Origin of the sequence: Dactylosporangium sp. NPDC050588 (assembly GCF_040654975.1) — a bacterium.
GTDB lineage: Bacteria > Actinomycetota > Actinomycetes > Mycobacteriales > Micromonosporaceae > Dactylosporangium > Dactylosporangium maewongense.
On record NZ_JBFAJA010000055.1, the window covers coordinates 1 to 20,243 of the forward strand.

At 71.5% G+C, this 20,243-nt stretch carries 25 protein-coding genes; 10 read left to right on the top strand and 15 right to left on the bottom strand.

What is annotated here, in order from left to right; all coding sequences use genetic code 11:
• Window positions 1–62: 62 nt before the first annotated feature.
• Genes AB0I21_RS33515 through mtfM form a run of 5 tightly spaced genes read right to left on the bottom strand, consistent with a single transcriptional unit; the run spans window position 63 to window position 3,104 of the window.
• Window positions 63–896, bottom strand: coding sequence for a 3-keto-5-aminohexanoate cleavage protein (locus AB0I21_RS33515; protein WP_344511523.1), 834 nt, complete (start codon window positions 894–896; stop codon window positions 63–65).
• An 8-nt stretch (window positions 897–904) separates the two neighbouring features.
• On the bottom strand, window positions 905–1,966 hold the full coding sequence (locus tag AB0I21_RS33520) for a glycine cleavage T C-terminal barrel domain-containing protein (protein ID WP_360567181.1): 1,062 nt from the start codon (window positions 1,964–1,966) through the stop codon (window positions 905–907).
• A 4-nt stretch (window positions 1,967–1,970) separates the two neighbouring features.
• Window positions 1,971–2,396, bottom strand: coding sequence for a transcriptional repressor (locus tag AB0I21_RS33525; RefSeq protein WP_344511519.1), 426 nt, complete (start codon window positions 2,394–2,396; stop codon window positions 1,971–1,973).
• Between the two features lie 22 nt (window positions 2,397–2,418).
• Window positions 2,419–3,003 carry an FABP family protein gene (locus AB0I21_RS33530; protein ID WP_344511517.1) on the bottom strand — a complete coding sequence of 195 codons (585 nt, stop codon included), beginning with the start codon at window positions 3,001–3,003 and terminating at the stop codon, window positions 2,419–2,421.
• Window positions 3,000–3,104 carry a small membrane protein MtfM gene (mtfM, locus tag AB0I21_RS33535; RefSeq protein WP_033363477.1) on the bottom strand — a complete coding sequence of 35 codons (105 nt, stop codon included), beginning with the start codon at window positions 3,102–3,104 and terminating at the stop codon, window positions 3,000–3,002. The genes AB0I21_RS33530 and mtfM overlap by 4 nt, the downstream gene beginning before the upstream one ends.
• Window positions 3,105–3,116: 12 nt before the next feature.
• On the opposite strand from mtfM, the gene AB0I21_RS33540 reads away from it, so the two are divergent.
• A complete protein-coding gene (locus AB0I21_RS33540; RefSeq protein WP_344511515.1) occupies window positions 3,117–3,491 on the top strand; it encodes a DsrE family protein in 375 nt (124 codons plus the stop codon).
• A gap of 3 nt (window positions 3,492–3,494) precedes the next feature.
• On the opposite strand, the gene AB0I21_RS33545 is transcribed toward AB0I21_RS33540, so the two are convergent.
• The 6 genes from AB0I21_RS33545 to AB0I21_RS33570 form a co-directional block, all read right to left on the bottom strand.
• Window positions 3,495–4,280, bottom strand: a complete 786-nt coding sequence (locus AB0I21_RS33545; protein WP_360567184.1) for a hypothetical protein — start codon at window positions 4,278–4,280, stop codon at window positions 3,495–3,497.
• Window positions 4,281–4,372: 92 nt separating this feature from the next.
• Window positions 4,373–4,684, bottom strand: a complete 312-nt coding sequence (locus AB0I21_RS33550; RefSeq protein ID WP_360567186.1) for a DUF1416 domain-containing protein — start codon at window positions 4,682–4,684, stop codon at window positions 4,373–4,375.
• A gap of 13 nt (window positions 4,685–4,697) precedes the next feature.
• Entirely contained in the window at window positions 4,698–5,549 is an 852-nt protein-coding gene (locus tag AB0I21_RS33555) for a sulfurtransferase (RefSeq protein WP_360567188.1), read from the bottom strand.
• Window positions 5,550–5,761: 212 nt separating this feature from the next.
• Window positions 5,762–5,869 carry an Ms5788A family Cys-rich leader peptide gene (locus tag AB0I21_RS33560; RefSeq protein ID WP_354901066.1) on the bottom strand — a complete coding sequence of 36 codons (108 nt, stop codon included), beginning with the start codon at window positions 5,867–5,869 and terminating at the stop codon, window positions 5,762–5,764.
• 85 nt (window positions 5,870–5,954) lie between these two features.
• Complete coding sequence (locus AB0I21_RS33565; protein ID WP_360567190.1) at window positions 5,955–6,722, bottom strand: DUF2993 domain-containing protein; 768 nt, start codon at window positions 6,720–6,722, stop codon at window positions 5,955–5,957.
• 92 nt (window positions 6,723–6,814) lie between these two features.
• Complete coding sequence (locus AB0I21_RS33570; protein ID WP_360567192.1) at window positions 6,815–7,765, bottom strand: hypothetical protein; 951 nt, start codon at window positions 7,763–7,765, stop codon at window positions 6,815–6,817.
• Between the two features lie 219 nt (window positions 7,766–7,984).
• Here AB0I21_RS33570 and AB0I21_RS33575 point away from each other — a divergent pair, with 219 nt between their 5' ends.
• The 6 genes from AB0I21_RS33575 (at window position 7,985) to pstB (ending at window position 13,920) form a co-directional block, all read left to right on the top strand.
• On the top strand, window positions 7,985–8,686 hold the full coding sequence (locus AB0I21_RS33575) for a response regulator transcription factor (RefSeq protein ID WP_344511503.1): 702 nt from the start codon (window positions 7,985–7,987) through the stop codon (window positions 8,684–8,686).
• An 85-nt stretch (window positions 8,687–8,771) separates the two neighbouring features.
• Window positions 8,772–9,725: a mycothiol synthase gene (mshD, locus tag AB0I21_RS33580; protein ID WP_360567194.1), complete on the top strand. Its 954-nt coding sequence runs from the start codon at window positions 8,772–8,774 to the stop codon at window positions 9,723–9,725.
• A 193-nt stretch (window positions 9,726–9,918) separates the two neighbouring features.
• Window positions 9,919–11,037 carry a phosphate ABC transporter substrate-binding protein PstS gene (pstS, locus tag AB0I21_RS33585; protein WP_360567195.1) on the top strand — a complete coding sequence of 373 codons (1,119 nt, stop codon included), beginning with the start codon at window positions 9,919–9,921 and terminating at the stop codon, window positions 11,035–11,037.
• 98 nt (window positions 11,038–11,135) lie between these two features.
• Window positions 11,136–12,038 (top strand): phosphate ABC transporter permease subunit PstC, encoded by a 903-nt coding sequence (gene pstC, locus AB0I21_RS33590; protein WP_354901072.1) that lies wholly within the window; start codon window positions 11,136–11,138, stop codon window positions 12,036–12,038.
• Window positions 12,038–13,123, top strand: a complete 1,086-nt coding sequence (pstA, locus tag AB0I21_RS33595) for a phosphate ABC transporter permease PstA (protein WP_360567197.1) — start codon at window positions 12,038–12,040, stop codon at window positions 13,121–13,123. Before pstC ends, pstA begins: the two co-directional genes overlap by 1 nt.
• A gap of 20 nt (window positions 13,124–13,143) precedes the next feature.
• Window positions 13,144–13,920 (top strand): phosphate ABC transporter ATP-binding protein PstB, encoded by a 777-nt coding sequence (pstB, locus tag AB0I21_RS33600; RefSeq protein WP_344511493.1) that lies wholly within the window; start codon window positions 13,144–13,146, stop codon window positions 13,918–13,920.
• A gap of 9 nt (window positions 13,921–13,929) precedes the next feature.
• Here pstB and AB0I21_RS33605 read toward each other — a convergent pair whose 3' ends face one another.
• The gene (locus AB0I21_RS33605; RefSeq protein ID WP_360567199.1) at window positions 13,930–14,700 is read right to left on the bottom strand and encodes an NUDIX hydrolase; all 771 of its coding nucleotides are present in this window, start codon (window positions 14,698–14,700) and stop codon (window positions 13,930–13,932) included.
• Window positions 14,700–15,131 (bottom strand): hypothetical protein, encoded by a 432-nt coding sequence (locus AB0I21_RS33610; RefSeq protein ID WP_360567200.1) that lies wholly within the window; start codon window positions 15,129–15,131, stop codon window positions 14,700–14,702. The genes AB0I21_RS33605 and AB0I21_RS33610 overlap by 1 nt, the downstream gene beginning before the upstream one ends.
• 39 nt (window positions 15,132–15,170) lie before the next feature.
• On the opposite strand from AB0I21_RS33610, the gene AB0I21_RS33615 reads away from it, so the two are divergent.
• From AB0I21_RS33615 to AB0I21_RS33625, 3 genes are read left to right on the top strand one after another with little or no spacing between them, the layout of a single operon-like run.
• Complete coding sequence (locus AB0I21_RS33615; RefSeq protein ID WP_360567202.1) at window positions 15,171–16,148, top strand: Gfo/Idh/MocA family oxidoreductase; 978 nt, start codon at window positions 15,171–15,173, stop codon at window positions 16,146–16,148.
• A gap of 42 nt (window positions 16,149–16,190) precedes the next feature.
• Complete coding sequence (locus AB0I21_RS33620) at window positions 16,191–16,517, top strand: hypothetical protein (protein ID WP_344511485.1); 327 nt, start codon at window positions 16,191–16,193, stop codon at window positions 16,515–16,517.
• The gene (locus AB0I21_RS33625) at window positions 16,514–18,511 is read left to right on the top strand and encodes a M91 family zinc metallopeptidase (RefSeq protein WP_360567204.1); all 1,998 of its coding nucleotides are present in this window, start codon (window positions 16,514–16,516) and stop codon (window positions 18,509–18,511) included. The genes AB0I21_RS33620 and AB0I21_RS33625 overlap by 4 nt, the downstream gene beginning before the upstream one ends.
• Window positions 18,512–18,523: 12 nt before the next feature.
• On the opposite strand, the gene AB0I21_RS33630 is transcribed toward AB0I21_RS33625, so the two are convergent.
• Together AB0I21_RS33630 and AB0I21_RS33635 are read right to left on the bottom strand one after the other, a co-directional pair.
• Window positions 18,524–19,540 carry an inorganic phosphate transporter gene (locus tag AB0I21_RS33630; protein ID WP_360567294.1) on the bottom strand — a complete coding sequence of 339 codons (1,017 nt, stop codon included), beginning with the start codon at window positions 19,538–19,540 and terminating at the stop codon, window positions 18,524–18,526.
• Between the two features lies 1 nt (window position 19,541).
• Window positions 19,542–20,168 carry a DUF47 family protein gene (locus AB0I21_RS33635; protein ID WP_360095910.1) on the bottom strand — a complete coding sequence of 209 codons (627 nt, stop codon included), beginning with the start codon at window positions 20,166–20,168 and terminating at the stop codon, window positions 19,542–19,544.
• Window positions 20,169–20,243 lie beyond the last annotated feature (75 nt).

Below are 20,243 nucleotides of genomic sequence, written 5' to 3' on the forward strand. Positions count from 1 at the left end.
GCGTCGGCCTGAGCCAGACCTGCAATGCCGGTTCGCGGCTCCTCCGCTCCGCTCCGGACCGCTCACGCCGGGATCCCCAGCAGCGCGCGGGCGTCGGACGGGGTCATCGGCGGGCGCTGGGCGAGCCGGGCGAAGGCGGAGGCCCGCGCGACGAGCTGCGCGTTGCTCTCCACCGGCGCGCCCTTGGCGTAGGTGACGGTGTCCTCCATGCCGACCCGCAGGTGCCCGCCCGCCGACAGCGACGCGAGCAGGACCGGCAGCGTGCCGCGGCCGATGCCGGTGGCCGAGAACGTGGTGCCGGACGGCAGGTCGCGCATCGCCTGCACGCAGGCGACCAGGGCCTCGGCGGTGGCGGGCATCCCGCCGGGCACGCCCATGACCAGGTCGAGGTGCACGTGCCCGCCGGCGGGCAGCCCGTGCTTGTCGAGCAGGCGGCGCAGCGTGGTGAGCTGGCCGAGGTCGAAGATCTCGTACTCGGGGACGATCCCCCGGTCACGCATGCGGGTGTGCAGCTCGACGATGAACGACCACCGGTTGAGGAACACGTCGTCGCCGAAGTTGACCGTGCCCATCGTGCAGGAGGCCATGTCGGGCCCGGCGTCGAGGACGCGGAGCCGGTCGGACTCCGGGTCGGTGACCGCGCCGCCGCTGGAGAGCTGGACGATGAGGTCGGTCTCGGCCCGCAGCGCGGCGACTGCGTCCTTCAGCCGGCCGAGGTCGAGGGTCGGCCGGGCGTCGTCGTCGCGCAGGTGCACGTGGATGATCGAGGCGCCCACCGCCTGGCACTCCTTGCCGGTCGTGACCAGCTCGTCCAGGGTCACCGGCAGCGCTGGCACGTCGGCCTTGCTCGATTCGGCGCCGGTGGGCGCCACCGTGATCAACGTCGTTGTTGTCATGGCTCTTTCTACAGCGGGTCGATCGCGGCCGTGGACGGGCCCACCAGCAATTGACCCCCGTCTTCGTTGACGTTCTGCCGGACGACGGCGAGCGCGATCTGGCCGAGCTCGTAGTGGCGGGCGGCGGTGCCGACGAACCCGACCGCCCGGCCGTCCCGAATGACCTCGGTGTGCGGCGCGGGGAGCTCGTCGGTGGCGATGCCGTCCAGGTGCAGCAGCACCAGCTTGCGCGGCGGCCGGCCGAGGTGGTGCACCCGGGAGATCGTCTCCTGCCCCCGGTAGCAGCCCTTCTCCAGGTGCACGGCGTGCGCCGTCCAGCCGACCTCCGCGGGCAGGGTCTTGTGGTCGGTCTCGAAGCCGAACCGGGGGCGCCGCGCCGCGACCCGCAGCGCCTCGTAAGCCCAGATCCCGGCCGGCGGGAGCTGCGCGGCGGCGACCAGGTCGGGCACCGCGGACCGCGGCACGATCAGGTCCGCGCCGCCCTCCACCCGGCGGACCAGCCCGTCGAACGCCGGCAGCGCGGCCGCCGCGTAGCGCGCGGTCGGCCGGGGCGGCACCACCCCGGTCGCGAACTTCGCCGGCGGCACGGGCACCACGTCGGGCGCGGCGAGCGAGACGCCGAGCACCCGCAGGGCCTCGTCGGTGTGCGGGCCGACGATCGACAGCACCGCCCGGTCGGCGGTCACGTCGGCGGGCTCGACCCGCATCATGAAGATCATCCGGGACAGGAACGTCAGCAGGCCCGCGCCGGCGCCCGGCTCCAGGTCCAGCCACGTGGTCGTGCCGTCGTCGACGAGCATCGCGTGGTGCTCCACGTGCCCGTGCGGCGACAGCACGAGCAGCTCCGAGCCGCTCATGGGGTCCAGGCCGGTCAGGTGCTGGGTGGTGAGGCTGTGCAGCCAGGTCAGCCGGTCGGCGCCGGGCACGGCCAGGACGTCGCGGTGCGAGCGGTCGACCAGCCCGGCCCCGGTGTCGAGGATCTTCTGCTCGCGGGCAGGGTCGCCGTAGTGCGCGACCGCGGCACCGTCGGCGGCCGAGGGATCGATGGACGCCACAGTAACTGGCTTCACGGGACTACTCCTCTTTGGAACCGCAGCTGCCGCACACGCCGAACAGGGCCACGTGGCCGATGTCGAGGCGGAAGCCGCGGGTGGTGCGCAGGTCCTCGGCGAGGCCCTCGAGCATGGGTGGCGGCAGCTCCTGCACGTCGCCGCAGCCCCGGCACACGAGGTGGGCGTGCTGGTGCTCGCCGAGCGGGTGGTAGGTGGGCGCGCCGTGCGACAGGTGCGCGTGCGTCACCAGCTGGAGCTCCTCGAGCAGCTCCAGCGTGCGGTAGACGGTGGTGATGTTGACCCCGGCGGCGCGCTCGCTGACGTCTGCGTGGATCTGGTCGGGCGTCGCGTGGCGCAACCGGTAGACCGACTCGAGCACGAGCTGCCGGGGCGCGGTCAGCCGCAGGCCCCGCGACCGGAGCACTGCGGCCAGATCATCGAAACCCACGACGTTCAGATTAACGCGCGACTCAGCCCGCGACGCGCTCCAGGCGGGCGGACAGGTGCGGCTGGAGCGGCTGGCCGACGGCGGCGAGGTCGAACGCGTAGAGCAGCGCCCCCTCGACGATCCCGTAGAGCCGCTTGGCGCCGCGGACCTCCTTGGCGGTCGACGTGCGCACCACCGCGTCGGTGGCCATGTCCCACTGCGTGGTGCCCTTGGCCTGGCCGATGTAGAGCTCCATGATCCCGGTCGGCTGGCTGAGCAGCACCTCGACCTCGTCGGTCGCCTTGCCGTCCGCGAGCACCGGCCGCCACCAGCCGGTCTCCCGGTTGCTGGGCTTGATCGGGTTGCCGTCGACGTCGATCACCCAGGCGCGCGACTCGTAGAACAGGAACGGCCGCCCGTCGTGGCTGAAGCGGATCTCCTGCGCGTAGTGGAAGCCCTCGATCGTCGGGTAGTCGCCCTGGCCGCGCCCGCGCCACACCCCGACCAGCGGCAGCAGCCCCAGCAGCGCGGGATGGAGGTCCGGGCCGACCCGCAGGTCGTGCGTCTCCTCGTACGGGTACTCCCCGACCTGGGCCAACCCGGCCCATGGCGGCTGTTCGTCTGTCACCAACGCCCCCTCGACACCCTCACCGCGAGATAGATCAGCCCGCCTGCGAGGGCGCCCATCCCGGCGACCAGCAAGCTGACGAACCCGATCTCGGTAACCATCCCCCGAATCCTATGCTGCGAGGCATGGCACGCTCTCTGGTCATCAAGACAACCGCCGGCTCGGACGCCCCGGAACGCTGCTCGCAGGCCTTCACGGTGGCCGCGACCGCCCTCGCCGGCGGCGTCGCCACCTCGCTCTGGCTGACCGGGGAGTCCGCGTGGTTCGCGCTGCCCGGCCGGGCGGCGCAGTTCGAGCTGCCGCACGCGGCACCGCTGGCCGACCTGCTGGACGCGGTGCTGGCGGGCGGCACGGTCACGCTGTGCACCCAGTGCGCCGCCCGGCGCGGCATCGGTCCCGACGACGTCATCCCCGGCATCCGCATCGCGGGCGCGGCCGTCTTCGTCGAGGAGGCCCTCGAGGAGGGCGCGCAGGCGCTCGTGTACTGAGGGCTAGCAGCCCGCCGTCGAGGTGATGTGCAGCTCGCTGCCGTCGACGCGCAGGGCGACACCCGCCTCGCCCGCGCGGAAGGCGAAGAGCTTCGGCTCGTCGAGGACGACCGCGGAGGCCGGGACCGTGGTGCGGGACGCGGCGCCGTCGCCGGTGGTGACGGCCTCGACGGTCCACAGGGCGCCGCCGCCGGGGCAGGTGACCCGGTGGGTCCGCCACTGCGACGGGGTCTGCTTGAGGGTGTCGAGGACGGCCTGGACGGGCGCGCGGTTGGCGGTCTGCGACTGCGGGGTCGCCTCCTCGACCGGGGCGTCCTGCACCCGGCAGCCGGTGTCGGCGGTGAAGCGCAGCTGACCCGGCTGGATGACGCTGCCGCGCACCGCGACGAACCCACCGGCGTCGGCGGTCATCGAGTGGCTACTCGGGCCGCTCACGAGGTGGACGTCGTACGACGCGGGCAGGGCCGCCCTGATCCGGTCGAGGACGTCCGGCTCGGTGCCCTTCTTCACGTACACCAGCAACACGCGCTCGAAACGGGTGCCCTCGCGGGCGGAGGTGACCCGGCAGCTGCGGTCGACGCGCGTGTAGCCGCCGAGCACCGGGACGGAGGTGGCCGGGTCGACCGCGGCGGCGATGCGGCCGAGGGCCTGGTCGGCGATGGGCAGGCCCTGCGCGATGGTGGTCTGGTCGCGGGAGGTCGGCGTGCCGTGGCGCGAGGAGTAGTAGGCGAATCCGGCCACCACGAGGGCCCAGGCCACCGTTGCGGCGATGATCCAGCGACGTTTCACGGCGGCAATCCTCGCAGCCCACCACAGTGCCGCCAAATGCCGCCGCCCCCCGGGGTTGGGCCCGGAGGGCGGCGGCACGGTGCGTGCGAAGGTCAGGCGACCGCGACCGCGACCTCGTTGATGCCGCGGGCGGCGGCGAGGCTCGCGTCGCCGTTGCCCTGGCGGGACAGGGCGCGCAGCGTCCAGTTGCCGGGCGTGGCGAAGAACCGGAACTGCCCGGCCGGCGAGGTGACGACCTCGGCGGTGAACTCGCCGGTCGCGTCGAGCAGGCGCACGTAGGCACCGCCGACGGGGCCGTCGCCGGAGCTCACGACGCCCGTGATGACGGTTTCCTTCTCGACGTCGACGGAAGCGGGGATCGGCGCGCTCTGCTCGGGGGCGCCGCAGCTGTCAGCAACACTCATGATGCTCTGCCTTTCACGCGTTGCCGGGCTCGTCGCCGACGGCGACGGGGACACCGACAAGGGAGCCGTACTCGGTCCAGGAACCGTCGTAGTTGCGCACGTCGCTGTGCCCGAGGATCTCCTTGAGGACGAACCAGGTGTGCGAGGAGCGCTCGCCGATGCGGCAGTAGGCGATGGTCGCCTTGCTGTCGTCGAGGCCTGCGGCGGCGTAGATCTCGCGCAGGTCGTCGTCGGACTTGAAGGTGCCGTCCTCGTTGGCCGCCTTGCTCCACGGCACGGACACGGCGGTCGGGATGTGGCCCGGGCGCTGCGCCTGCTCCTGCGGGAGGTGGGCGGGGGCGAGGAGGCGGCCCGCGTACTCGTCGGGCGAGCGGACGTCGACGAGGTTCTGCACGCCGATCGCCTTGACGGCGTCGTCGCGGAACGCGCGGATCGACAGGTCCTGGTCGTGCGCCGCGACGTAGCTGGTGGCGGGGCGGCTGACCTCGTCCTTGGTCAGCGGGCGCCCGTCGAGCTCCCACTTCTTGCGGCCGCCGTCGAGCAGCTTGACGTCGCCGTGGCCGTAGAGCTTGAAGTACCAGTACGCGTACGCGGCGAACCAGTTGTTGTTGCCGCCGTAGAGGACGACCTTGTCGTCGTTGCCGATGCCCTTGCTGGACAGCAGGGCCTCGAACTGCTCCTTGTTGACGAAGTCCCGGCGGACCTGGTCCTGCAGCTCGGTCTTCCAGTTGATCTTGACCGCTCCGGCGATGTGGCCGCCGTCGTAGGCGGCGGTGTCCTCGTCGACCTCGACGAAGACCACGTTGTCGGCACCGATGTTCTGCTCGGCCCAGTCGGCCGTGACCAGTGCGCTCTCGCGACTCATGAGTGTTTTCTCTCCCAGGGACGATTTTGGGGTGGGTCGAGTCGGCACACGGGTCGGGGTGTGCACCACGCCGCGCGCGACCCGAGGGGACGGATCACGGTTTCGGCGATGGGTCTGAGAACTGCCGCGGACTGGGAATCGCCCGCCAGACCCATCGGTCTGGGGCGCCGCTGCCTCGAGCCGTTAGTCGAGCACGCTGCAGGGCCGCACCACTAGGGGCGGCAACACAGGCAGGTGGCCACGCGGCACAGGTCGACCGCGCGCCGTCTGGTGAGCAGCATGCTCATGGTCAGGCAGCCTAGCACCGCTGGAGGTGTCATCCCAGGGTCCGCTTGGTCACTGTCCGCCTGTTGGACCTGATCACTGCCCGGAAGGGGCACGATCACCGGCCGGAAGGAGACCTGATCACTGCTCGGACAGGGGAACGTCCTTCGCGGAGGCGGTGACGCGCAGGCCCGAGTCGGTCGTCTCCGCGGAGTTGATCACCAGGTTGTACGGCAGGCCCGGCAGCTTGACGGTGACCTGGAGCCGGCTCTTGTTGGCCTGGATGAAGTCGTTGACGAGCTTCGGCAGGTTGCCCTGGTCGGTGGTGACCGAGTCGAGCTTGAGCCGGACCTTGCCCGACTCGACGACCATGCTGCCGTTGGCGATGATCGTGACCTTGAACCCCTGGTACACGAACGGGATCCGCATCTCGATCTTGTTGTTGACCACCTTCACGTCGACGGCGGAGGGGTCCACACCCTGCGGCAGGTTGGTGAACTCCAGCAGCTTCCGGACGTTGTCCCAGGTCATGGTGGCCTGGCCGGTGACCTCGCCGGCCACCACCTCGCCCCGGCCGTTGATCAGGTCGCGCGCGTCGGCCTTGACCGACTTGGCGTCGACGTTGAGCGTCTCGAGCTTCACGTTGTCGATCTGCGGCTTGCTCAGGGCGATGCTGATCTTCTCGTACTCCCCCGCGAGCACCTGGGTGAGGAACGGGAAGCCGGCGATCTTCACCGAGGGGTCGCCCTCGTAGGTGACGGAGTTGGCCGCGAGCTGCTTGCGGGTCTCGTCGGTGATGCGGTCCTGGGCGGTGCTGGCCGCGATCCGGTCCGCGACGAAGAGCACTCCGACCAGGATGACCGCCAGCACGACCAGCACGATGCTGACCTTGGCACCTCTGCTCGCCACAGCTCTCCTTCCGCGCCCCGGGGTGGGTGTTACCGGACGTACCCAGCCACCAGGATTTCCTACCCTCGCAACCGCGGGGCCCTACAGCAGTACTAGAGCAGTAACAGCGTGCTGGCGACGTAGGCGGCGGGCGCGGCGAAGGCGAAGGCCCCCATCGGCCCCTGGATGTGGCGGGCGAGGTACATGGCGGGCTCGTCGCCGTCGATGACGCGGCTGGCCTCGGCATATCCGACGGACAGGTCCACCATGACGGCGACGATGGCGGTGGCCAGGCCGGCCAGGGCGCTCGGCAGCGGCGTGATGCCGTCGAGCAGGTTGCCGATCGCGCCGGCGGCGGCGGTGCCGACCATCGCGCCGAGCACGACGCCGGCGCCGCCGCGCGGGACCTGCGGCGCGATGCGGGGCAGCGCGACGATCGCGTCGGTGAGCCGGGCGATCACGATGGCGATGCCGGCGGCGGCGAGGCAGGCGACGATCGCCTGGGTGCCGCGCGGGATCCGGCCGAGGACGATCACGCTGGCGAAGGCCACGACGCCGAGGGTGACCACGAGCGAGGAGCCGAGCGACTCGGTGACCCGCTGGCGCCCCGCGGGGCGGGTGAGCTGGCCGACGACGCCGACGATGAACCCGGCCGCGGTGACATACGCCAGCGGGGCGAGGGACGCCGGGCGGGTGAGCACCGCGGCGACGTCGGTGCCGACGGCGACCGCTATACCGACGGCGGCGACGACGCGCGGGGCCGGCGGCCGGCCGGCGATGATCCACACGCCGACGAACAGGACCTGCACGCCGAAGATCACCACGGCGTAGGACTCGTGCCTGGTCTGCGCGCCGACGACGAGCCCGACGGTCATCAGGGCCGCGAACCCTGCGATGCCGAGGGAGACCATGCGCCGCACCGGGGGGATCTGTCCCGGCGTTTCGGGATTGTCCGGGACGTCGGCCTGCTCCCGGCGCCGGCGCCGGGGCGCCTCGTCGGCGGCCGAAGGCCAGGCGCCGTGGTCCTCGGCGTGGTTCTCGGCGGAGGGCGGGGTAGCGGGCACGCCCCGATGGTGCCAGAACTCCCCTCACCCGACCCCCACCGGGATGACCAAATCGCGCATAGCACGCGGCGGGGAACGGTGGAGTGTGGCTCAGCCGACTGTCCCGATCTGGATTGCCGCTGGTCGCAAACGATGAATACTCCGATATTCTTGGGCTGAGATACCCCCACAACCTCCCGTCAGTGTGGCCGGGACGAAACAGAGCCGCGGAGGTGACTCGTGGAGATCTTGCTGCTGACCGCGGCTCCCGCGGGCCAGGTGGTCTTGCCCGGCCTCGACCTGCTGCCCCACACTGTGCGCACCGCCCCGCGCGATGTCCGCACACTGGTGAACGGTCCGAGCCCCGACGCGGTGATCGTCGACGCCCGCACGGAGCTTGCCGACGCCCGCGCGACCTGCCGGATGCTGCACGCGACCGGCCTGGGTGTGCCCCTGCTGGCGGTGGTGACCGAGGCGGGCCTCGTCGCGCTGCACGCCGACTGGGGCCTCGACGACGTCGTCCTGGCCAGCGCCGGCCCCGCCGAGATCGAGGCCCGGCTGCGGCTGGGCGTCGGCCGGCTCAACTCGGCCGCGGCCGCGAGCGGGGGCATGATCAAGGCCGGCGAGCTGACGATCGACCCCGACACCTACGCGGCGAAGCTCAAGGGCCGCCCGCTCGACCTCACCTACAAGGAGTTCGAGCTGCTCAAGTTCCTCGCCCAGCACCCCGGCCGGGTCTTCACCCGCGACCAGCTGCTGCGCGAGGTCTGGGGCTATGACTACTTCGGCGGCACCCGCACGGTCGACGTGCACGTGCGGCGCCTGCGCGCGAAGCTCGGCTCGGAGTACGAGTCGATGATCGGCACGGTGCGCCAGGTCGGCTACAAGTTCGTGGTCCCGCCGGCCCGCCCGCTGCACGAGTCCGAGCCGGTGCGGGTCTGACCGCCGCACAGGGCCGACACACAGGGCCGACGCACAGGCCGCCGCACGGGCCGATCCCGGTAAGGGTCTGCTCTAGGCTTGGCCCGTGACCGTCGAGCAGCTGGACCGCCTCTCCACCACGCAGGTCGACCAGGTGCTCGCGCTGAGCCAGGCCGCCGGCGACACCGACGGGGCGCTGCCGCTGTCGGAGCACGTGGTGCTGCACCTGCGGCACGGGGGCGAGACGCAGGCGGTGCACCTGCTGGCGCGCGACGCCGCCGGCACCGTCACGGGGTATGCGCACGTCGACACGACCGACGCGGTCGCGGGCGCGTCGGCCGAGCTGGCGGTGCACCCGCAGCACCGGCGGCGCGGGATCGGGCGGGCGCTCGCCGAGGCGGCGATCGCGGTCGCCGACGAGCGCTCCGGCGGCCGGCTGCGGCTGTGGGCGCACGGCGACCACCCGTCGGCCTCCGCCCTCGCGATCCGGCTCGGCTTCGACCGGGCCCGGGTGCTGCTGCAACTGCGGCGGTCACTGTTCGCGCCGCTGGACGAGGTGGCGCTGCCCGACGGGGTGACCCTGCGCGGGTTCCGCCCGGGCGAGGACGAGGCCGCCTGGCTCGCGGTCAACGCGGCCGCCTTCGCCGACCACCCCGAGCAGGGCAGGTGGACCCTCGACGACCTGCGCGTGCGGATTCAAGAGCCCTGGTTCGACCCGGCCGGCTTCCTCCTAGCGTTCCGCCAGGATCCGCCGGAAGAGCTCGTCGGCTTCCACTGGACCAAGATCCACGGCGATCCCGAGGATCGCTCGCACGACCCGATCGGCGAGGTCTACGTGCTGGGCGTCGCGCCCGGCGCGCACGGCGGCGGGCTGGGCCGCGCGCTGACCCTCGCCGGCCTCTGGCACCTGCGCTCCCGCGGGCTTTCGCAGGTCATGCTCTACGTCGACGAGGAGAACCGGCGGGCCGTGTCGCTCTACCAGCGGCTGGGGTTCGTACGCTGGGCGATGGACGTGAGCTTCCAGCGGTCCGGGCCGCGGGACGGCGCCACGACGCGCTGACGCAAAACGGGCACCGGCTATCTCCACTGGGCAGTTCACCCATTGGCAAACTGGCCTCCGACCAGGCGTCACCTTCCCCGAAGCACCTGTTCACCGTGCGTTCACCCGCCTCCGGAGGACCGGTTACCTAGCGCTCTTAGCGTCGCTTTCAGTCGACGACCCCCGTCGGCAGTACCCCGACGAAGGGACCGCAGTGAACTTCAAGCGGCACGGCATCATGGCCGGCATCGCGCTCACCGCGACGCTGGCGCTCACCGCGTGCGGCTCGGATAACAACGAGACCCCCAGCACGCCGGGCACCGGCGGTGGCAGCACCGCGGCGTCCGACATCACCTGCGCCAAGGGCTCGCTGACGGCCCAGGGCTCGTCCGCGCAGAAGAACGCGATGGACGAGTGGATCAAGGCGTACCAGCAGAAGTGCACCGACGCCAAGATCGACTACCAGGGCACCGGTTCCGGTGCCGGTATCACCGCCTTCTCGGGTGGCACGGCCGACTTCGCGGGCTCCGACTCGGCCCTCAAGGACGGCGACGAGACCACCAAGGCCACCGCGCGCTGCGGCGGCAACCCGGCGCTCAACCTGCCGATGGTCACGGGCCCGATCGCGATCGCCTACAACCTCGACGGCGTGAAGGACCTCCAGCTCAAGCCGGAGACCCTCGCCAAGATCTTCGGTGGCTCGATCACCAAGTGGGACGACGCCGCCATCAAGGCCGACAACCCGAGCGCGACGCTCCCGTCGACCCCGATCAACGCCATCCACCGCCAGGAGTCCTCGGGCACCACCGAGAACTTCACGGGCTACCTGGACAAGGCCGCGGCCGGCACCTGGACCTTCGGCAAGGACAAGGTCTGGAAGGCCACCGGCGGCCAGGCCGAGAAGGGCTCCGACGGCGTCGCGGGCGCGATCAAGAAGGCGCCCGGCGCGATCGGCTACGTCGAGTGGTCCTTCGCCAAGGTCAACTCGCTCTCGACCGCCAAGATCTTCAACGGCGCCGGTGAGTACACCGCGCTGACCGGTGCCGCGGCCGGCAAGACCGTCGCGGGCGCCAAGATCACCGGTACCGGTGACGACCTGAAGCTCTCGATCGACTACGCCACCAAGGAGGCCGGGGCCTACCCGATCATCCTGGTGACCTACGAGATCGTCTGCAGCAAGGGCACCCCGGCCGACAAGCTCGACCTGGTCAAGGGCTTCCTCGGCTACACCGTGAGCGCCGCCGGCCAGGCTCAGCTCGAGAAGCTGGGCTACGCCCCGCTGCCCGAGTCGGTCCAGACCAAGGTCGCTGCCTCCATCAAGAACCTGGCCTGACAGGACTCTCCTTGAGCCAGCAGACGCTGCCTGCCACCTCCGCCGGTTCGCCCGGCGGAGGTGGCGGTCTTCCGAGGAAGCGCCGTCTCGGCGCTGACATGATCTTCCGTGGCACCGCGACAGCTGCCGGCTCGATGGTGCTCGTCATCATCGCCGCCATCGCCGTCTTCCTGATCGTCAAGGCCATCCCGGCGATCAACAAGGACACCGAGAACTTCTTCACCTACAAGTCGTGGTTCACCGACGGCGACACCCCGCAGTTCGGTGTCGCGGCGACGGTCTTCGGCACGGTGCTCACCGGTGCGCTCGCGCTGCTGCTGGCGGTGCCGGTGGCCCTCGGCATCGCGCTGTGCCTGTCGCACTACGCGCACCGCCGGGTGGCCACCAGCCTCGGCTTCGTGATCGACCTGCTCGCCGCCGTCCCCAGCGTCGTGTTCGGTCTCTGGGGTCGCGACTACTTCTACGAGCCGATCACCAACTTCTCGAAGTGGCTGCACGACACGCTCGGCTGGCTGCCGATCTTCGGCAGCGAAGGCCCCTACGGCAAGTCGATCCTGCTCGGCTCGATCGTCCTGGCGATCATGGTCCTGCCGATCGTCACCTCGCTCTCCCGCGAGGTCTTCATGCAGACCCCGCCGGAGAACCAGGAGGCCGCGCTCGCGCTCGGCTCCACCAAGTGGGAGATGATCCGCACCGCCGTGCTCCCCTACGGCAAGGCGGGCATCATCGCCTCGGTCATGCTGGGCCTGGGCCGCGCGCTCGGCGAGACGATCGCCCTCGCGCTGACCCTCGGCGGCGTCTACGACATCAAGTGGGACTTCCTCGGCCCCGGCGGTGTCACCATCGCCTCCAACATCGCCAACCGGTTCGGTGAGGCCAACGACACCGGTCGCGGTGCCCTCATCGCCTCCGGTCTGGTGCTGTTCGCCATCACGCTGGTCGTCAACATGGCCGCGCGCGCGATCATCTACCGGCGCCGCGAATTCGTCGGGAGCGCATGATGAGCGTCGAAACCCCTGAGCGCGTCGTCGGGCTGAGCAGCGGCCAGCAGCTGCGCAGCAAGTCCCTGCCGTCGTGGTCGGCCTGGGCGGCGGCCGCCGCCGCGATCGCCGTGGCGTTCGTCCTGATCTACCTGACCTCCGCCGGCGGTCTGGTCCTCACCGGGGTCGTCGCGGCCGTGCTGTTCGTGGCGTTCTTCGCGATCGCCGCCTCGATCGTCGAGGGCGGCCGCGCGGCCCGCAACCGGATCGCCACCACGCTGATCTACGGCGCGTTCATCCTGGCCCTGGCCCCGCTGATGTCGGTGGCCTGGACCCTGGTCAGCAAGGGCACCACCCGCCTCGACGGCAACTTCTTCGGCACGTCGATGAACAACATCGGCGCGTTCGACAGCAACGGCGGCGCCTACCACGCGATCATCGGCACGCTCGAGCAGGCCGGTCTCGCCACGCTGATCACGGTGCCGCTGGGCATCCTCGGCGCGATCTACATCGTGGAGTACGGCCGCGGCTTCCTGGCCAACGCGATCCGCTTCTTCGTCGACGTCATGACGGGCATCCCGTCGATCGTGTCGGGCCTGTTCATCCTGTCGTTCTGGGTCTTCACGGTCACGCCGCTGTTCAACGACGGCCGGGCCGCCTACTCGGGCTTCGCGGCCGCGCTCTCGCTGAGCGTGCTGATGCTGCCGACCATCGTCCGCTCCACCGAGGAGATGCTGCGGCTCGTGCCCAGCGCGCTGCGCGAGGGCGCCTACGCGCTCGGCGTGGCCCGCTGGAAGACGATCGTCAGCATCGTGCTGCCGACGGCACTGCCGGGCATCGTCACCGGCGTCATGCTGGCGGTGGCCCGGGCCGCGGGTGAGACCGCGCCGGTCCTGCTGGTCGCCGGCGGCCTCAACTCGATCAACTTCAACGTGTTCAGCGGCAACCAGTCGTCCCTCTCCCTGTTCGTCTTCGAGCAGGCCGGGGTCGCCTCGGAGTTCGCGCCCGGCCGCGCCTGGACGGCGGCCCTCACGCTGGTCGTCCTCGTCCTGGTCCTTACCGTCGCGGCGAAGCTTCTGGCCCACCGAAACAAGCTCGCCCGATGACCCTCTCTGGAGCGCCCCACATGGCAAAGCGCATCGAAGCCCACGGTGTCACCTCGTACTACGGATCCTTCAAGGCCATCGACGGCGTCTCGATGACGATCGAGCCGAAGTCGGTCACCGCTCTCATCGGGCCGTCCGGCTGCGGCAAGTCGACGTTCCTGCGGTCGATCAACCGGATGCACGAGGTCCTGCCCAACGCCAGGATCGAGGGGCAGCTCCTCATCGACGGGCAGAACATCTACGACAAGGACGTCGACGTCACCGCCGTCCGCCGGATGATCGGCATGGTCTTCCAGCGGCCCAACCCGTTCCCGACCATGTCGATCTTCGACAACGTCGTGGCCGGCCTGCGGCTCAACGGCGTGCGCAAGAAGTCGGTGCTCGAGGAGGTCGCCGAGAAGGCGCTCCGCAGCGCCAACCTGTGGAACGAGGTCAAGGACCGGCTCGGCCGCCCGGGCGCCGGCCTGTCCGGCGGTCAGCAGCAGCGCCTGTGCATCGCCCGCGCCATCGCGGTCGAGCCGCAGGTCGTGCTGATGGACGAGCCCTGCTCGGCGCTCGACCCGATCTCCACGCTCGCGATCGAGGACCTGATCACGGAGCTGAAGAACCAGTACACGATCGTGATCGTCACGCACAACATGCAGCAGGCGGCGCGCGTCTCGGACCGCACCGGCTTCTTCTCGATCGACAAGACCGGCGACCCCGGCCGCCTCATCGAGTACGACGACACCGCGAAGATCTTCACCAACCCGTCGGTGAAGAAGACCGAGGACTACATCACCGGCCGGTTCGGTTAAGCGCGTGGGTCAGACAGGGCGGATGGCGTCGGCCGGGTCACGGTCCGACGCCGCCGCCAGGGCCGCCTCGATGCCGCCCGCCCCAGCCGCCTCCGCCAGCTCGACGAGCGTGTGCATGGTGGGCGGCAGCATCGTGAAGCGGCCGTCGGCGGCCTCGGCCGGCGAGCACCACACCGTGTCGTCGGCCTCGCCGCCGACGTCCCTCGTGACCTGACCCTCCGGCAGGGCGGCGAGGAAGAAGTACGTGTCGAAGCGCCGCGGCTCGAACTCCGGCGTGATCCAGCGCGACCAGGGCGCCAGCAGGTCGGAGCGCAGCACGAGACCGTTGTCCGTGAGGAACTCGGCGAAGCCCAGCTCCCGCTGGATCAGCGCGATCCTGGCCCGCTCCCAGTCGGGCCCGCTCACGTCCCCGACCACGGTGTCCACGTCCGCGCCCGCCAGCAGCACGCCGGACTCCTCGAACACCTCCCGGACCGCCGCGCAGACCACCGAGCGCGCCACGGACTCCGGCAGCCGCAGCCGCGCCGCCCACTCCGCCGGCGACGGGCCGGCCCAGCCGGGCTGCACCGCCGCGTCCCGCGGGTCGACGCCGCCGCCGGGGAACACGTACATCGACGCGGCGAAGGCCATCGTGGGGACCCGGCGCAGCAGGTACACCTCGAACGGCGCCCGCAGGAGCACCACGGTGCTGGCCAGGCGGGGCTCCACCGGTGCAGCACCCGACGCCGCGAACTGACGGGCCTGCTCGGCGAGGGCGGGTGGCAGACGGAACTCGACCATCAGGCCACACTAGGGCCTTGCTCGTGCCCGGGACGGCCGTGGGTGCGGCGCCGCTCCTTCATCTCGGCCTCGTAGAGGTGCCGGCGGCCCTGGACGAGCTCGTCGCGGGCGGTCCGGTCGAGGTCCTTGAAGGTGGCGTAGTAGTCGTCGTCGAAGTCCTCGACGATCTGGAACGTCCAGTGGCCCGCGATGACGTTGCGGCCCACCAGGTCGGTCTGGATCCGTTCGGCGAGCTTCGGGTGGCCGGCCTCGCGGAAGAGCCTGACGGCCTCGTCCAGCATCAGGTCGGCGTGGCCGATCAGCTGGTGCAGGTCGTAGAGGCGCCCGCGGGCTCGCTCGACGCACTCCAGGGCCTCGCTCAACTTGCCCAGCGCCTCGACGGTGGCGTCGGAGACACCGTCTGGCCTGCGGTGCTGCTCATCTGCTCCCACGACGGTCCGGGTACCCCGCCGAGCACTAGATTGAACGCCATGGCCGACCGCATTCGCTGGGGCATCCTGTCCACCGGCAGCATCGCGAGCACGTTCGTCGAAGACCTGCGCCTGCTGCCCGACGCGGAGGTCGCCGCGGTCGGCTCGCGCACCGCGCAGAGCGCCGAGCGGTTCGCGGCCAGGCACGGGATCCCCCGGGCGCACGGCTCCTGGCAGGCGCTGGCCGACGACCCGGAGGTCGACGCGATCTACGTGGCGACGCCGCACACCGCGCACTACGACGCGACGATGCTGTCGCTCGCGGCGGGCAAGGCGACGCTGACGGAGAAGCCCCTCACGCTCGACGTCGCGTCGTCGGAGGCCCTCGTGGCGACCGCCCGCGAGCGCGGCGTGTTCCTCATGGAGGCGATGTGGATGCGCTGCGTCCCCGCCGTCCGGCGGATGGTCGAGCTCGTCGCGGCCGGCGCGATCGGCGACCCGACCGCCGTGCACGCCGACTTCGGCATGGCCGGTCCGTGGGACGAGTCGCACCGGCTGCTGTCCCGGGCGCTCGGCGGCGGTGCGCTGTTCGATGTCGGGATCTACCCGGTGACGTTCGCGCACCTGTTCCTCGGCGCGCCGTCCAGCGTGCAGGCGTGGGCGCGGATGACCGCGGGCGGTGTCGACGAGAACACCGGCATCCTGCTCGGTTACGACTCCGGCGCGCTCGCCGCGCTGACCTGCTCGCTGGTCGGCGACAGCGCCCGCCGGGCGACCGTGACCGGCACGACCGGCCGCATCGAGGTGGCCCGCGAGTTCTTCCACCCGTCCGGCTTCACGATCTGGCGCGGCGGCGAGGCCGAGACGGTCGACCTGCCGTTCGAGGGTGCCGGCTACCACTTCGAGGCCGCCGAGGTGCACCGCTGCATCCGGGAGGGCCGCACCGAGAGCCCGCTGGTCCCGCTGTCGGAGACGCTGGACATTTTGACGGTTTTGGATGTTGTACGGGTAAAGGTCGGTCTTGACTACTCGAGCTGAACGGGGCCATCCGTTCGTCGTGTCACCATTACCGTGCGCGATATGGCGAAGGAGATCCGGGCCGATCCCGGCGCGCTGAGCGACCTGGCCGACGCGAGCCTGGCCGCGGCCGCGCACCTGGGCGACCACTTCCGCGGCGGCTACCGCGACCTGCCGGTCCCGGCGACGGCGTTCGGCAACCTCGGCGGCGGCGCCGCCCTGCACGGCACCTGCACCATGGTCCTGCGGGACGCCCAGTCCGTGATCAGCGGGCTGGTGGCGGTCCTGGAGGGCGACGCCGAGCGCCTGTGGCGCACCGCGTTCGCGTATCACGAGGCCGACCGCCTCGCCGACCAGCGCATGGGCGGCTCCCGCGGAGCGCCGGCATGACGAACGCGGGGCTGGTCATGGACGCGGTCACCGTCGACGACCTGTGGCGGCTCGAGGCGCGGCCCGCGCTGCTCGACGCGGCGGCCGTGGTGTGGCGGCAGGTGGGGCGGGACGCGGACGCGGCGCGCACGGCGCTCGACACGGCGGCGCGGCGGCTGGTCTGGGCGGGCGACGCGGCCGACAGCTTCCAGTCGCACCGGGGCAGGCTAGGCCGGGACCTGGACGCCGTGACGGGGCTGGCGCCCGAGGTCGCCTACCGGTACGAGGCGATGGCGGCGCTGCTGCGGCGGGGCCAGGACCTGCTCGACGACGCGTGGCGGGCGATCGCCGCCGTGCCGCACCGGCGAGGGCTGGACGGGGTCACGTTCAGCCCGGCGGATCCGGTGCAGGCCACCGCGGTCGGGCGGGCCGTCACCGAGGCCGCGACGATCCGGTCGGAGATCGCGCAGGCGCTGGTCGTGCACGACGCCGCGCTTCGATCGGCACGACCGCGGTGGGCGGCGGTGGCGGCCGGTTGGAGCGAGATCGCGGCGGGGCGCGTCGAGGGCTGGCTGGCGGCGGCCGAGGCGTCACACGCCGTCGACGTGATCGTGGCCGGCAGCGTCGTGGTGGACGCCGGCGCCGGCGACGACGTCGTGACGGTGCGCACCGAGGCCGACGGCAGCAGGATCGTGCTGGTCGGCGGGGTGCCGGTGCGCGTGCCGGCGGGTGCGCGGCTGGTCGTGCGGGCCGGGTCGGGCGACGACACCGTCCGCGTGGAGGGCGGCGGCGCGGTCACCGTGCTCGGCGGCTCTGGCGACGACACGCTGGAGGGCGGTGCCGGCGACGACACGCTGCTCGCCGGCGCGGGAGCGGACACGGTGCGCGCGGGCGACGGCGACGACCTGGTGAGCCTGGGACCGTGGCGGGGCGGCGACCAAAAGGCCGAGACGGCCGCGCTCGGCGGCGGCGACGACCGGCTCTGGGGCAGCGGCGGCGTGGCGCGCGTCGACGGCGGCGACGGCGACGACCTGCTCTTCGGCGGCGACGGCGACGACGTGATCAGTGCCGGGGCCGGCGCGGACACCGTCGACGGCGGCGCCGGCGAGGACCGGCTGGCCGGCAACGGCGGCGACGACACGCTCTTCGGCGGCGACTCCGGCGACCACCTCGACGGCGGGGCGGGCGACGACCGGCTCGACGGCGGCGAGGGCGCGGACGTGCTCTACGGGCTCTCCGGCCGGGACATCCTGACCGGCGGCGCCGGCGGCGACTACCTGGAGGGCGGCACCGGCGACGACGTCCTCGACGGTGGCGACGGCCGGGACGTGCTGTCCGGCGGGCAGGGCGACGACACGCTGACCGGCGGGGCGGGCGACGACGTCGTCTACTCCGGTGCCGGCGCCGACGCCGTGCGCGGCGGTGAGGGCGACGACCTGCTCTACGGCCAGGGCGACGACCGGGCCGCCGGGGTCGAGCACATGACCGGGGTCGCGACGGCCATGGACGCGTTCATCCGGATCGACGGCGACGCGGAGTTCGCCGAGCGGGTCCGGACGGACCTGGACCTGCTCGCCGCCTCCCCCGCCGGCCGGCAGATGCTGGCCGCGCTGCAGGCGACCGCGGTGCCGATCACCATCCGGCCGGTGGCGGACGACAACGGCTACGCCGCCGCGGGGCCGTGGCCGGTGATCCGCTACAACCCGGCGTGGGGTGCCCTGCAGGACGGCCGCCCGCCGCTGTCGACGCTGTTCCACGAGCTGGCGCACGTGTACGACTTCACGCACGGGACGGCCGACGAGCACCCGTACAACGGCGCCAGCGGACGCGACGTGGACGGTCTGGGCAACCCGGTGCTCAACCTCGAACGGCAGGCGACCGGGCTGCCCATCGACGATGACGGCGACCCCGCGACCGCCAACCGCATCGACCCGCGGCACCCGATCGAGCTCACCGAGAACGGCCTGCGCACCGAGATGCGCCTGCCGCTCCGGGACACGTACGGCCGCCCCTAGGGCCTATGGGGCTCAGAACATCCAGCGGGAGATCGCGTAGGCGAGGACGGCGATGGCTCCCGCGGCCGGGAAGGTGAGGACCCAGGCGACCAGGATGTTGCCGGCCACGCTCCACCGGACCGCGGAGAGCCGCTTCGTCGCGCCGACGCCCATGATCGCCGAGGTGATCGTGTGGGTCGTCGAGATCGGCACGCCGAGCCACGAGGTGGTGAAGAGCACGCCCGAGGCGACGGTCTCGGCGGCGAAGCCCTGCGGCGGGTCGAGGTCGATGACCTTGCGGCCCAGGGTGCGGATGATCCGCCAGCCGCCGGAGTACGTGCCGAGCGCCAGCATCGTGGAGGAGGTCCAGAACACCCACTCGGGGATGTGGCTGGTGTTGTCCTGGTAGCCGCCGGCGTACAGGGCGAGGACGACGATGCCCATGGTCTTCGCGGCGTCCTGCATGCCGTGGCCGACCGACATCGCCGCGGCCGAGGCGGTCTGCGCGTAGCGGAAGCCCTTGTTGAGCTTGCGGGGGTTGCCGTTCCGGAAGATCCACATGATGGCGATCATCGCGACGCCGCCGAGCGTGAAGCCGACCAGCGGCGAGGCCACCATCGGGATGACGACCTTCTCCACGATGCCGCCCCACAGGACGGTGGCGTCGTCGACGCCGAAGAGCATCGCGCCGAGCGAGGCGCCGACCAGGCCGCCGACCAGAGCGTGCGACGAGGAGGAGGGGATCCCGAAGTACCAGGTGATGAGGTTCCACGCGATGGCGCCGACGACGCCGGCGAACACGATGCCGAGGCCGCTCATCCCGCTCGGCGGGTGGATGATGCCGCTGCCGACGGTCTTGGCGACCTGGCCGCCGAGGTGCGCGCCGGCGAAGTTGCCGAGCGCGGCCATGATCAGGCCCGTGCGCGGGCTGAGCGCGCGGGTGGAGACTGAGGTCGCGATCGCGTTGGCCGCGTCGTGGAACCCGTTGGTGTAGTCGAACACCAGTGCCACGAGAATGACGGCCAGCACCGCGATGAGCTGCGCGCTGATGTCACGACTCCTTGACGACGATGGTCTCGACGGTGTTGGCCACGTGCTCGAAGGCGTCGCACGCGGCCTCGAGCTCGTCGACGACCTCCTTCATCTTGAGCACGGTGAGCGCGTCGTACTCACCGGAGAAGAGCCGCACGAGCAGCATGCGGTAGGCGTTGTCGCCCTCGTTCTCCAGGCGGTTGCACTCGACCCAGTACTCCTCGAGGTTCTTCATCGTCTTCAGCCGCGGCATGGCGTCGGCGGTGAGGCGGGCCTGCTGGTCGAGGACCTTGACGATCTCGTGCAGCTCGCGGGGCAGCGACGGCAGCTTGGTGAGGCCGTACAGGTACAGCAGGCTGCCGACCGCCTCGAGGTGGTCCATCACGTCGTCGAGCAGCGAGCCGAGCCGGTAGATGTCCTCCCGGTCGAACGGCGTGATGAAGCTGGAGTTGATCTTCTTGTACAGCTCGTGCGTGATGGCGTCGCTGTCGTGCTCGACCTCGACCAGTCGCTCGCTGACCGTCTGCACGTCGACACCCGGGAGCGCGAGCTCGGAGAGCAGCTCCGTGCCCTTCACCAGGTTCCCCGCCGCACGGGTGAAGAAGTCGTAGAACGAATCGTCGCTGGGACGCAGCCTCAAACGCACAGCCTGACCTCGAGACGTGAACGAAATCCGCGAGGGCCGGTTGGTCCTCGGCGGGAATGCTAGATCCCGCCACTG

What these genes read in the sequence shown, in the direction of transcription:
- pstB (WP_344511493.1), top strand. Translation starts at nt 13,144, where the DNA reads ATGGCAAAGCGCATCGAAGCCCACGGTGTCACCTCGTACTACGGATCC.
- AB0I21_RS33550 (WP_360567186.1), bottom strand. Translation starts at nt 4,684, where the DNA reads ATGAGTGTTGCTGACAGCTGCGGCGCCCCCGAGCAGAGCGCGCCGATC.
- pstA (WP_360567197.1), top strand. Translation starts at nt 12,038, where the DNA reads ATGAGCGTCGAAACCCCTGAGCGCGTCGTCGGGCTGAGCAGCGGCCAG.
- AB0I21_RS33560 (WP_354901066.1), bottom strand. Translation starts at nt 5,869, where the DNA reads ATGACACCTCCAGCGGTGCTAGGCTGCCTGACCATGAGCATGCTGCTC.
- AB0I21_RS33555 (WP_360567188.1), bottom strand. Translation starts at nt 5,549, where the DNA reads ATGAGTCGCGAGAGCGCACTGGTCACGGCCGACTGGGCCGAGCAGAAC.
- AB0I21_RS33605 (WP_360567199.1), bottom strand. Translation starts at nt 14,700, where the DNA reads ATGGTCGAGTTCCGTCTGCCACCCGCCCTCGCCGAGCAGGCCCGTCAG.
- AB0I21_RS33620 (WP_344511485.1), top strand. Translation starts at nt 16,191, where the DNA reads ATGGCGAAGGAGATCCGGGCCGATCCCGGCGCGCTGAGCGACCTGGCC.
- AB0I21_RS33540 (WP_344511515.1), top strand. Translation starts at nt 3,117, where the DNA reads ATGCTGCGAGGCATGGCACGCTCTCTGGTCATCAAGACAACCGCCGGC.
- AB0I21_RS33625 (WP_360567204.1), top strand. Translation starts at nt 16,514, where the DNA reads ATGACGAACGCGGGGCTGGTCATGGACGCGGTCACCGTCGACGACCTG.
- AB0I21_RS33615 (WP_360567202.1), top strand. Translation starts at nt 15,171, where the DNA reads ATGGCCGACCGCATTCGCTGGGGCATCCTGTCCACCGGCAGCATCGCG.
- mtfM (WP_033363477.1), bottom strand. Translation starts at nt 3,104, where the DNA reads ATGGTTACCGAGATCGGGTTCGTCAGCTTGCTGGTCGCCGGGATGGGC.
- pstC (WP_354901072.1), top strand. Translation starts at nt 11,136, where the DNA reads ATGATCTTCCGTGGCACCGCGACAGCTGCCGGCTCGATGGTGCTCGTC.
- AB0I21_RS33515 (WP_344511523.1), bottom strand. Translation starts at nt 896, where the DNA reads ATGACAACAACGACGTTGATCACGGTGGCGCCCACCGGCGCCGAATCG.